Source organism: Thalassotalea agariperforans (genome assembly GCF_053470345.1).
The window spans coordinates 1-12,436 of record NZ_JBQMWH010000005.1; the positions used below are offsets into that span (position 1 = coordinate 1).

At 36.6% G+C, this 12,436-nt stretch carries 11 protein-coding genes; 6 read left to right on the forward strand and 5 right to left on the reverse strand.

Annotation, left to right across the window (positions count from 1 at the left end):
• Positions 1 to 265: 265 nt before the first annotated feature.
• From ACSLUO_RS08575 to ACSLUO_RS08595, 5 genes are all read left to right on the forward strand, one after another.
• Complete coding sequence (locus ACSLUO_RS08575) at positions 266 to 868, forward strand: DsbA family protein (protein WP_448247952.1); 603 nt, start codon at positions 266 to 268, stop codon at positions 866 to 868.
• Between the two features lie 161 nt (positions 869 to 1,029).
• Entirely contained in the window at positions 1,030 to 1,818 is a 789-nt protein-coding gene (map, locus tag ACSLUO_RS08580) for a type I methionyl aminopeptidase (RefSeq protein WP_448247954.1), read from the forward strand.
• Between the two features lie 122 nt (positions 1,819 to 1,940).
• Complete coding sequence (gene glnD / locus ACSLUO_RS08585) at positions 1,941 to 4,568, forward strand: [protein-PII] uridylyltransferase (RefSeq protein WP_448247956.1); 2,628 nt, start codon at positions 1,941 to 1,943, stop codon at positions 4,566 to 4,568.
• A 39-nt stretch (positions 4,569 to 4,607) separates the two neighbouring features.
• Complete coding sequence (gene dapD / locus ACSLUO_RS08590; RefSeq protein ID WP_448247958.1) at positions 4,608 to 5,432, forward strand: 2,3,4,5-tetrahydropyridine-2,6-dicarboxylate N-succinyltransferase; 825 nt, start codon at positions 4,608 to 4,610, stop codon at positions 5,430 to 5,432.
• 83 nt (positions 5,433 to 5,515) lie between these two features.
• Entirely contained in the window at positions 5,516 to 5,815 is a 300-nt protein-coding gene (locus tag ACSLUO_RS08595; RefSeq protein WP_448247960.1) for a hypothetical protein, read from the forward strand.
• A 58-nt stretch (positions 5,816 to 5,873) separates the two neighbouring features.
• On the opposite strand, the gene ACSLUO_RS08600 is transcribed toward ACSLUO_RS08595, so the two are convergent.
• Both ACSLUO_RS08600 and ACSLUO_RS08605 read right to left on the reverse strand, forming a co-directional pair.
• Positions 5,874 to 7,517, reverse strand: coding sequence for a methyl-accepting chemotaxis protein (locus ACSLUO_RS08600; RefSeq protein ID WP_448247962.1), 1,644 nt, complete (start codon positions 7,515 to 7,517; stop codon positions 5,874 to 5,876).
• A gap of 487 nt (positions 7,518 to 8,004) precedes the next feature.
• Positions 8,005 to 8,769, reverse strand: a complete 765-nt coding sequence (locus ACSLUO_RS08605) for a hydratase (RefSeq protein WP_448247964.1) — start codon at positions 8,767 to 8,769, stop codon at positions 8,005 to 8,007.
• A gap of 155 nt (positions 8,770 to 8,924) precedes the next feature.
• On the opposite strand from ACSLUO_RS08605, the gene ACSLUO_RS08610 reads away from it, so the two are divergent.
• Positions 8,925 to 10,118 (forward strand): lactonase family protein, encoded by a 1,194-nt coding sequence (locus tag ACSLUO_RS08610; protein ID WP_448247966.1) that lies wholly within the window; start codon positions 8,925 to 8,927, stop codon positions 10,116 to 10,118.
• A 119-nt stretch (positions 10,119 to 10,237) separates the two neighbouring features.
• Here ACSLUO_RS08610 and ACSLUO_RS08615 read toward each other — a convergent pair whose 3' ends face one another.
• The 3 genes from ACSLUO_RS08615 to ACSLUO_RS08625 all read right to left on the reverse strand — a co-directional run bounded on the left by ACSLUO_RS08615 (position 10,238) and on the right by ACSLUO_RS08625 (position 12,378).
• Positions 10,238 to 11,029 carry a substrate-binding periplasmic protein gene (locus ACSLUO_RS08615; protein WP_448247967.1) on the reverse strand — a complete coding sequence of 264 codons (792 nt, stop codon included), beginning with the start codon at positions 11,027 to 11,029 and terminating at the stop codon, positions 10,238 to 10,240.
• 171 nt (positions 11,030 to 11,200) lie between these two features.
• Positions 11,201 to 11,869: an alpha/beta hydrolase gene (locus ACSLUO_RS08620; protein WP_448247969.1), complete on the reverse strand. Its 669-nt coding sequence runs from the start codon at positions 11,867 to 11,869 to the stop codon at positions 11,201 to 11,203.
• A gap of 92 nt (positions 11,870 to 11,961) precedes the next feature.
• On the reverse strand, positions 11,962 to 12,378 hold the full coding sequence (locus ACSLUO_RS08625) for a hypothetical protein (RefSeq protein ID WP_448247971.1): 417 nt from the start codon (positions 12,376 to 12,378) through the stop codon (positions 11,962 to 11,964).
• Between the last annotated feature and the right edge of the window lie 58 nt (positions 12,379 to 12,436).

Genomic DNA, 12,436 nt, shown 5'->3' on the forward strand with positions numbered 1-12,436 from the left:
GGCTAAAATCGCTTTACTCGGCGTTAAAAATTATTGGTTTAGATGACTAAACGACATAATTTCAGCCTTGATTAAAACGATTTTATCTCTCAGCTGAATTATTAAACAAAGATAAACAGACCCTAGTTTGTCTGTCTTTTATCGATTGCATGGCTGATGTACAATAAAGTTTAAGTATCAGACTATTAAATGTTATCGCTTCAATGTTAAAATCCACCTTCATTGACTATTTTAATCTTTTGAACTTTATCTCCTAGGAAACTAAATGAGCGCCGAATTATTTTTTATCTATGACAGTCACTGCCCGTGGAGCTACGCGGCAACCCAACTGGTAAATGAAGTAGCAAAATCACTTCCCGATATTAAAATTCATTTTTGGCATGGTGCTTATTTTGAAGGTGATGAAGGCGTTAGTAACAAACAAATTGCTTCCGTTCAACAAATGACCAATTTGTCTTTTGCTAAAAGTTATGAAATTCAATGCGACAAACCAAAAGATTCAACACTAGCAGCAAATGTATTAGCTTGGGCAGATCAAAAAGCGCCACACAGCACTTTAGCGCTATTAAACGCGATGCAAGAAGCGCACTTCCAGCAAGGGAAAACATTAACTGAAAAAACCGATGTTGAAGCTATTTGTACGCAATTAAAATTATCACCACCCGCAAAAGCGTTAACCACAGAAAAGTTAACTAAAGATGCCGAGCATAACATTCATGAGATCTTTGAAATGCAAGACATTATTGGCACCAAAGCTATTCCAGCGTTATTACTCGCGGTTAATGATAATTTAATATTATTAAACCACAGTTTATATTTATTAGAGCCGAAAGCCATTATTGATGCGATTTCAGCAGAACTTAAATAAGCTGACGATAACGTCAACATTCTAAAATGGTTGCTATTACTCAATACCTATTGCTCATTTGGCTTAAATTACCATTATGTAATTAGTCATTGGGAAGCAATCAAAAAACATGTAAAATGCGGCTATTAATTTAACATATCAAACAATGACACTTAAAATTCATGACCATCACAATTAAAAGCGAAGCTGAAATAGAAAAAATGCGCGTAGCCGGTAAACTCGCCGCTGAGGTATTAGAAATGATCGAACCTCACGTTAAAGCTGGGGTTACTACCAATGAATTAGACGCTATTTGTGCTGAATATACCGAAAAAGTACAAAATGCTATTTCTGCGCCACTGAATTATCATGGTTTCCCAAAGTCTATTTGTACCTCAATAAATCATGTCGTTTGTCACGGTATTCCTGACGATACCGTTTTAAAAAACGGCGATATCATTAACATTGATGTCACAGTGATTAAAGATGGCTACCACGGTGATACCAGTAAAATGTTTTTGATCGGCAATGTTTCACCTGAAGATAGCCGCTTATGTCGCCTTACCCAAGAAGCGTTATATGTAGGTTTAAAAAAGGTAAAACCTGGTAATACCTTTGGTGAAATTGGCACGGCCATTAGCAAGTTTATTAAAAAAGCAGGCCGTTTTGGTATTGTTAAAGAATTTTGTGGTCATGGTATTGGTGCGGTTTTCCATGAGGAACCGCAAATTGTTCATTATAAAAATAATGACAAAACCAAAATGGAAGTTGGCATGTGTTTTACTGTTGAGCCAATGATCAACGCCGGCAAAGCGAATACCATTGTTGATAAAGAAGATGGTTGGACTGTTTATACTGTCGATAAGAAAAATTCAGCCCAATGGGAGCACACCATAGTGGTTACTCGCACTGGCTGTGAAATTCTGACTTTACGCAAAGAAGAAAGTATCCCGAGATTACTCAATAATTAAACACAAAACCCGTTGTGCTAAAGCGTTATTAATTAACAAACAGATAAAAGGTTAATAAACTAATTATTAACCTTTAAAAATAGTTAAAACCTATATTTTCATTACTCGAGCACCTGTTAACTATGCCTTTTATTATTCCAGAGCAGTTTCACGAAAAATTATCGATTACCTCAAAAAGTGTAACCAGCGCCGAAATTTGTCAGTTAACCCTCGAGTTTAATGAATGGTTAAAGTCATGTTTCCCTGACGCGGATATGGAAACTATTGTCGCTTCTCGGGCACAATACGTTGATTTAATCTTATCGAAGCTTTGGTGCCAACATCATCTTGATGAATATCAAATTAGCTTAATGGCTGTTGGTGGTTATGGCCGTGCTGAACTACACCCGCATTCAGATGTTGATATTTTAATATTAACTCAAGAAGAAATAGATAAAGCACAAGAAGATAAAATGTGTGCGTTTATCACCCAGCTTTGGGATGTAAAACTTGATATCGGCTCTAGTGTTCGTTCAATCAATGAATGTATAGAGCAAGGGAAAAATGACGTTACCATTGCCACCAATTTAATTGAAATGCGCTTAGTTTGTGGTAATAAAATGCTTGCTGAGCAGCTTTACCCATTAGTATTAGAAGAAAACTTTTGGAATTCAAAAGACTTCTTTATTGCAAAACGTGATGAACAAATTAATCGTCATGATCAATACCACGGAGCCTCGTATACCTTAGAGCCTAACTTAAAAGCGAACCCTGGTGGTTTGCGTGATATTCAAACCATCGGCTGGGTTGCCAAGCGTCATTTCCAAGCAGACTCATTAGAAGAGCTTGTCGATCATGGTTATTTAACCCGTAATGAATATTTTGAATTAGTTGAATGTCAAGATTACCTATGGCGCATGCGCTTTGCTTTACACTTTGTTGCTGGCCGTAGCGAAAACCGCTTATTGTTTGATTATCAAGCCGACGTTGCCAAAATGATGGGCTTTGGTGATCAAGGTAAAGCAGTTGTTGAGCGTATGATGAAACGCTTTTTCAGAATCATTGCACGGGTTAATGAATTAAACCGCATGTTGTTACAACATTTTGAAAAAGAAATTATTAATAAAGATGTACCCGCAGTAGAAATTAAAATTGATGATGATTTTGTTATCAGTGACGGCTTATTAAAAACTACCGACAAACAGATATTTTTACGTCCAACTAAACTGATGGAAGTTTTTTTGATTATTGCTGAACGTGAAGAAATCAAAGGTTTTCATTCTGAAACCTTACGATTGTTACGTAACACCCGCCGTCGTTTAGTGTCTTGCTTAAACGATTACGATGGCTGTCGTCAAATCTTCATGAAGATCATGCGTCATCCACGCGGTTTAGGCTTAGCTTTTTCATTAATGCATCGTCAAAGTATCTTAAGTGCTTATTTACCTGAGTGGCGACAAATTGTCGGTCAAATGCAATTTGATTTATTCCACGCCTATTCGGTTGACGAACACAGTTATCGCTTGATCAAAAACCTATACCGTTTTAGTTTACCTAAATACAACCATCAATTTCCGCAATGCAGTAAAATAGTTCAGCGTATGCGTAAACCTGAAATGTTGTATATTGCCGGTATTTTCCATGATATTGCCAAAGGTCGTGGTGGTGATCATGCAATACTAGGAGCAGAAGATGCGTTAGTTTTTGCTAAAATGCATAATTTAAGTGATCATGATGGCCGTCGTATTTCATGGTTAGTTCGCCACCATTTAACCATGTCGGTTACCGCTCAGCGTAAAGATATTTCCGATGAGCAAGTGATCAAAGAATTTGCTGAAATAGTGCGTGATGAAGATAGTTTAGATAGCTTATATTGTTTAACTGTCGCCGATATGCGCGCTACAAATGAAAGTTTATGGAATAGCTGGAAAGCAAACCTGTTAGAAGAATTATATAACGCCACCAAACGTGCTTTACGCAGAGGCTTAGAAAAACCTGTTGATTTACGCTCAAAAATTCGTGAAAACCAACAATTAGCTATTGAAGCGTTGCAAGCCAATAATATCAGTAAAGAGCAACTAAAACCTTTATGGCAGCACTTAAAAGCGGATTACTTTTTACGTTATACACCTGAGCAAATCGCTTGGCATGCAGATCACATTCTCGCCAAGCTTGCTAAAGGGGATCACAGCTCCATTGTGTTGATCAGTCCTAAGCCTTATCGTGGTGGTACCGAAGTATTTATTTACACCGAAGATAAAAAGAATTTATTTGCTTATACCGCTGCATTTTTAGGTGCGCGTAAATTATCAATTCATGATGCTAAAATCATTACCAGTAAAAATGGCTATACCTTAAATACCTTTGTTGTCTTAGATCATCAAAATAAAGCAATTAATGACGCAGCAAGAGCAAGTGAAATTGCCGCCTCATTAGCCATGGCGATTGACAACAACGCCTTTAATAACATTAAAACGCAGCCAATATCAAAACGTTTACGCCAGTTTGAACGCCCTATTGAAGTGAACTTTGGCAAAACCAATAGTCAAAAGCGTACCCTGTTACAGATCACTGCCATTGACCGTCCAGGGTTACTTGCCAGTATCGGACAAGTATTTAATGACTGTAATATTCATATACATTCAGCTAAAATTACCACTTTCGGTGAACGTGCAGAAGATGTTTTCACCGTATCAAACAGTGAATACCAATATTTAACCGAGCAAGAACAACAATTGCTTGCCCAGCGCTTAAGCGCAGAAATAGATTAATTAAATAAAGCCTCAAAATTTAACACTAGGAAAAATAACATGAGTGAATTACAAACCATCATTGAACAAGCGTTTGAAGACCGCGCAAACATTACACCAGCAACCGTTTCAGCTGACGTTAAACAAGCGGTATTAGATGCTTTAGCAGCATTAAATAACGGTTCAGCCCGTGTTGCAGAAAAAATTGATGGTGAGTGGGTTGTTCATCAATGGTTGAAAAAAGCGGTACTATTATCTTTCCGTATTTGGGATAACGAAACGTTAGACGGCGCTGAAAGCAAGTTCTACGACAAAGTTCCAATGAAATACGCTGACTACGGCAATGCAGAATTTAAAGCTGACGGTGTTCGTGTTGTTCCTGGCGCTTCTGTGCGCACCGGTAGCTACATAGGTAAAAACGTTGTGGTAATGCCATCATTTGTCAACATTGGTGCTTTTGTTGACGAAGGTACTATGGTTGATACTTGGGCTACTGTTGGTTCATGTGCTCAAATTGGTAAAAACGTTCACCTTTCTGGTGGTGTTGGTATCGGTGGTGTTTTAGAACCATTACAAGCTGGCCCTACGATCATTGAAGATGACTGTTTCATTGGCGCACGTTCAGAAATCGTTGAAGGTGTTGTTGTTGAAAAAGGCAGTGTTATTTCAATGGGTGTTTACATTGGTCAATCAACTAAAATTTTAGATCGTGAAACAGGTGAAGTATTCTACGGCCGCGTACCTGCTGGCTCAGTAGTTGTTTCTGGTAACATGCCTTCTAAGTGTGGTACTTACAGCTTATATTGTGCCGTGATCGTGAAAAAAGTTGATGCTAAAACCTTAGGTAAAACAGGCCTTAACGACTTATTACGTTCAATTGATTAATTAACTTTATTTAATCGCTAATAAACCTAAGTTCTTCTTTAGTACTTAGGTTTTTTTATGCGTTAATTATTTTAGCTATTTCTATGAAAAAACTCTCAAAAGTTACCCTTAAACTCAATACCGCTTTACTTGCTGTACTCGACGAACTTAATCATCAATTACTTACCGAGCTAAACGGCTTTGTTAAACTAAATCATGAGGTTAAATTTGATAATTTTCCGGCCAGTATTTTAGTATATGGTTATCTTGATAATGAACAAAACTTAGCCGCAGCTAAAGATTTAGAAAAAGCCTATCAAAAACAACTAAAAGCACTCTTACTGAAAAAAGGCATATTGTTAAAAACAGCCAACCCTTTACAGTTTGTTTTAATGCCAACCTAGCCAGAGCATTAAAAATTCACTCGCTAGGTTGTCGTATCTTATGATGTAAACGGCACTTTTAAGTTAATTGAAAAACCGCTAATTGTTGACTGACTTGGTTAGCTGAAGCTTTCATTTCTTCACTCTTACTATTTGAGGTATTAATGGTATCAGCATTTCGCTCAACGACAGATTTTATTGTATGCATATTATTACTGATCTCCTGTGCCACAACACTCTGCTCCTCTGCCGCCGAGGCTATTTCTTGAGATTGCAAACTTACTGCTGAAACTTTTTCTTGGATCTCGCGCATTAAGCCATTTGAAGCTTCAATACGTTCATTTAAATTATTGGCAATTTGGTTACTTTTAGTCATTTGCTCTGATGCTGTATCACCTGCTGCAACTAAGCTCGTTAACATAGTTTCAATTTCATTAACTGAATTTTGAGAACGCTGCGCTAGCTGCCTTACTTCATCAGCAACAACAGCAAACCCCCGTCCTTGCTCTCCTGCTCTAGCAGCTTCAATTGCTGCGTTTAATGCAAGCAAATTAGTTTGCTCAGAAATCGCCTTAATGACATCTAAAATTTTATTGATACTATCGGTTTGTGCTTTTAAATCTTCAACTGTATTTACCGTGCTTGTAAAAGATGCCAATAGCGTTTCTATTTCATTCACCGATTGATTCGAGATCTGTAATGACTGAATTGCTACTTGATCAATTTCTTCTGCGGAGCTTGCCGTATTAGTAATATTCTCGGCAATACTTTGGCTTGTGACAGACATTTGTTCAATCGCTGTAACCGCTTGGTTGGTATTATCGGTTACTTCATCTGAATTTGCTTTCACATCTCCATTGTAATGCATAACTTCATCACTGTTTTTCGCCACAATATCGCTAGAATGATTAATAGTACTAATGATGGTTCGTAAGCGCTCAATAGTACTATTAAGGGCGTCACCTAACTCACCAAGTTCATCTTTACTGGTAACAGCCGCTTTAGTCACTAAATTCCCTTCTGATAACTTTTGAGCGGTAGATTTAAGGGTTTGAATTCCACGATTGATACCACTTGCTATCAATTGGCTCAGGACAAGTGAAATAACAAAAGCAACCACCAGCCCAAGCCAAAAAACTAGCTCGGCTTGTTCTATTGCGCTCCCTATTTCAAGTTGAGTTTGCTGAGTTGATTCATTTAAATATATTTCATAATCATCAAAAAACGTTGTTAGTGCATCATAACTATCAACAAATGCTTTAAAAACACTAAAAGGTGCTTTATTGTCTGGCGCTTCGTTCATTGCCGCAACAAAGGTAACGGCTTTTTCCTGAAAGTCATTAACCAAGGTATCAAATTGAAGAAACCTTGCCATATTAGCTGCCGATGTCGATTTTTTTAATGAAGCTAATAAGTTAGGGGTAATTTTATGATTCGATTTAATAATCGATTGATACCCTTGTGATTGCTCGTTCAAATTCAACAAATAACTAATTTGTAAACCTCGAATATTAAGCATGGTATCAACTTGTACTTCTTTAACACGGCCAAACTTTAAAAATACTTGAAAGTCTTGTTCATTAAATTCCGTAAACCGATCAGCTACAGTGTTATTGGCGCTTCGCATCATCAACATCGCACACGCAAAAATTGTAACAATAACAAGAACAAGCACATACATTTTATGTAAAATTGTAAACTTGAACGCTTTTGAATCAGTCATAATTATCTTATCCCTCTATTGCCCCGATATAATCTACTCAACTCACGCTGCTAATTTTTAGCCTAACCAACAACGTAGTAAGTAAACATCATTAAACGTTTTAACGATTCATATCGTAAGGCTTATTATTGTTCTTTAGCGAATCAACGGTTCAGCCTTTTTAAGGGGAACATTGAGATATTCGCTAACACTTAAATCACTAAGATCATTTTTACAAAACAACCTAAGTTATTTTACTTTAATACAATTCATAAATTATGCCTATAAATAATCAATAAAACCCAAACTAACAATATGTTATACCAATCCGTATAAAGAAGTGATCGCTTAGCGAGAATTTATACGGAATGGTATTAACTTAAGTTTTAACAATAGCTTTGGAAAAGATAAAAACTTAACTTAGGGCAAGTAATAAAGAGAAATAAAACAATAAAAAGCAAAAAAGCGAGATAAACTCGCTTTTTATTCACTGATGTCCGGTGTTAAATTATGCCGGTATAAAGGTGATTTTATATTTATCTATCCCTTCATATTCAATTTCACATTCAGCATTTAAATCAACCTCAACAATGCCCGCAAATGATCCTGTGATGATCGCTTGGCCCTTGGTAAAGCTAATGCCACGTTTACTCATGGTATCAATAAACCAGTGTACCGGCTGATAAGGAAGTTCATTTGGATGAACACCAGCATAATCCGTGGTTTCTCCATTTTGTGTCACTTTAATATTAATTTTATTGCTATTGTAAGCTAGCTTTTTATCAATAATAGGACCAATAAACATGCCTTGGTTAACTAAACAATCTGCTAATTTTTCATAAAAATCGGCTTCCGCACTTTCAGCAAAACGACTTTTCATTAATTCTAGCGCCATATGACAATTACCGACAGCGGCATCAATTTGCTCAGCTGTGTAACCTTCTTTTCTAGCTGGTAAATCTTTTGCTAACACAAAGGCAATTTCAGGTTCAATACGAGCTAATCCTTTATCAGGAACTATCTCACACTTTTTATCGCGGCGAATGGTATTAGCAAAAATTGGTGCGGCAATCCATTTATCTTCTGCTAATGGCAATAAACATTTCCAACCACCAACAGTATCTTCACTTTGTTTAATAAGTTCATCATGGATAGCAAATGCCTCGTCTAAATTAGTTGGACGATATGATTCATTTAAACGACCAAGCTGTTGGTCATTTTGACGACGGTTTAAAAGCTCAGTTGCGGCTTCGGCTGCAGGAGAAGTAGACATAAATTTCTCTAATTAATTCAAGTGACAAGATTCTATCGCTTTTATAAAAATAAGCAAAATATTAAAATTTAATTCTTACTATTAATGATTAATATAGGAAAAAAAATCCCGTATGATAAGCTCACAAACCCATAATGATTATAATTAACAAACATATGCAAAGTTTTAATTTTCGAAAACAACAACACCTGACATTAAGCGGTAAACTCAAAACATTTGTCACTTTCATCAGCCTCGCTTTTATCATGGCCGGTTGTCAAACAACCACGCAAAGTAGCCCGAACAAGGTGAATGGAAAAGAATATTTTTTAATTGGTAATATGAGTCCAAATGAACAACATGGTGTTACGCTAATAAGTTTAGATCACCAAAAACGTACACTAAATAACGAAGGCATTATTGCCGACGCTCAGCTTGGCTCGTATATAACATTAACTAAAGATCATAAAAATTTGTTTACCGTCATCGCTGATAACGTTGGTGGTGTTAACCATTTTAAATGGCACTCTGAGCAACAAAAATATTTATTAGAGCAAACGGTTAAAGTGCCTGGTAAAGGTACTTGCCATGTCGCATTAAATCACGACGAAAGCCAGTTGGTTATTTCAAACTATCGTTCTGGCGATGTTCACCTCTTTGATATTAATAAAAACAACCAGCATTTAACTGAAGTTGGTTATTTCAAAAACATGCCAAAAGATCAAAAAGCTATTCATCAATACCCTCGTATGCACTACAGCAACTGGGATAACAGTGGCAAATATTTATATTCAGTTGATTTAGGTACCGATGAAATCAAAGTATTTAATAGTCAAAGTCGTGAGTTTACCCCGACAGTAGCAGCACATCTTATTGATGGCGACGGCCCTCGTCACTTAGCATTTCACCCTGATCAGAACATTGTTTATGCTCTAAATGAATTTTCTAGTGATGTTGTGGTTTATCAACAAGATATGGCAAATGGTCAATTAAAACCAAAGCAGCGATTAACAGCTTTACCGGCAACTTATAAAACCGGTGATGTGCCTAAAATTGCAGCATCGGCAATTAGAATTTCACCTGATGGCAAATTTTTATATGCAGGAGTACGTGGTATAAACGCCATTGCAGTGTTTAGCATTGCCGATGATGGCAGCCTTAACATGATCCAATCACAAAGCAGCTTAGCTGACTGGCCTAGAGACTTGAACTTTTCAGCGCAAGCTAACTATTTACTGGTGGCGAACAAACGTGCTAATACCGTGACTGTGTTAGCACGTGATGTAAAAACCGGCTTATTATCAGCAACAGATATGAAGCTGGAATTGCCGATCCCGTCAGTGATCACCAGCTTTAACATCTTAAAATAATCACCGATATCGTATAGGTAGCTAATTTAAAAGCAGTGCTGTTTTTAATAGTACTGCTTTTTAGGTCTTTCAAGCTAACCGTAGAAGAAAAATTAGCTAACAACTTAAATAAATGAATTTTATAATTCTACTTCAATTAATTTAGCGATAGTGCCATCAGCAAGTAATGAATCTAAAATAATAGACAGTTGATTAACATCAAGCTTCGCGGCTGATTTTTTAGAAATGGCGATATACGAGTCATTCTTTTTATTATAAATATAAGGAGTAACAGCTAATTGTACGTTATAAATATCTTCACTCACCTGTTTTTTAATCGATAATTCACGCCCTAAAAAAGTATCAATTCTATTTTTTAGCAACATCTCGATTAGTTGGCGATGAGTGGTAATTTCAACTTTATTTAACAACGGATCTTGGTCAAAACGCGGAAAATAAGCAGCCCCTCTCAAGACCCCGATATTCAAGCCTTGTAAATCTTCATATTGATTAATATTTATCTGACGCCCTTTTTTTATATAAAAGCGCACAGGAGTGATTTTACTAGAAAAAGGCTGAGTTAAATAATCTAGATATTCTTGTCTTTTAGGCGTTTTATTAATTGCTACCATCATGTCGGCTTTACCATCTTTGGTCATACTTAAACAGCGAGCAAATGGGCAATAAATAAAAGTGGCTTTTTTCCCGATTGCTGCCGCTAGCCTTTTAGCAACAGCAACATTAGTACCGCTAAACTCACCATTTTTTATATATACCAGTGGCGGCTCAATATGGGTAGCAATAACAATGGTGTCATTCTCACTAGCATGAACAAAGCTAAAGAATAAGCTCAGAGCACTTATCTTTAATAATATCAGTAGCTTTAATGCTGTTCTAACACCCGCTATCTTAAAATTAAAAATTATTACCACATTATTCTCACACCACAAAATTGTTAACCAACTGGTAATGCATAATTTATTACCAATATTTAAAATGTAACATACAATTGCTGAGTAATGTTGAAAAATTTAACTTTATCCGCCAATAAAATCCTAACTTGTTGTAATAATTAATAACTTATAATATCGCGATAATGGCAGCTACTTTAATCTATCTTGTAACCAAGCAGAAATATCGGCTAATTGCTCAGGTAAAACACTGTGCGGCATAACATAACTTTGCCACTGCGTTTGATAACCTTGCCCCTGTAATAAGTCATAGGCCATTTTACCCGCCGACATAGGCACAACCTCATCTTCGCTACCATGATGTTGTAAAATAGCGGTATTTTTGTTTGCGTCATGTAGCTGTGCTGGTAATTTATCAGCAGTAGGCAAATAACAAGACAAAGCCATAATGCCCGCTAATGTTTGTTCAAACCTAAGACCGGTAAATAAACTTAAAACACCACCTTGGCTAAAACCAGCAAGAATAATTTTATTGGCTGGAATACCTGAAGCTATTTGTTCTTGAATAAGTGCCCTAACTAACAACTCTGACGCTTCAACACCGGCCATATCAGCGCGATTATGTAGGTCCATACTTTTAATGTCGTACCAAGAGCGCATCACGTAGCCGTTATTAATAGTTACCGCCTGCTCAGGGGCGTGTGGAAAAACAAAACGAATAGCGTGATCATTTGGCAAATTTAATACCGGCACAATTGATGCAAATCCAGCACCTGAGTCACCTAAACCGTGTAACCAAATAACACAAGCTGTTGCTTGTGAACTCGGTTCAATCACTATTTTTTCAAGAGGAGAAGACATATAACACCGCAAATATAAATAAAAGCGCTATCATACCTAGCAAGAAGAAATCTTTCGAGAGTTCTTTTAAAAGTGGCTAACAACAATGTGCTTTAACTGTACTTAGCATCAATCGCTTTTAAAGAGCGTAAAAATAAACCTAGCCCTCCCACCGATAGTACTAAAATCACAATCAAATCAAATGATGTCATCGTACGCAAACTAAAACGAACAGTTGATATAACACCAAAAATTAATGCCGTTAATGAACCTAAAGTTAATAACCAAGCAATAATATTTTTGGCGTTGTAAAAAATCAGCCCGACACCAAAAATAAATGGGATCATGATCATGCCACCGGTTAAACCAAAACCGGTACCAAAACCACTAATATGATACAAACGAGAACCCATACCAAAACTTGACGTAACGGTGATAGCATTTAGTAATAAATAAAAACCACCACACATCATGATCAAACCTATGAAAAAATGCCCTATACCACCCGAACTTCCACCTGCACCTTTCATTATTACTCCTGTTATAACACTTTCTTCATTATTTTATAAAATTATCATCTTTAACAAT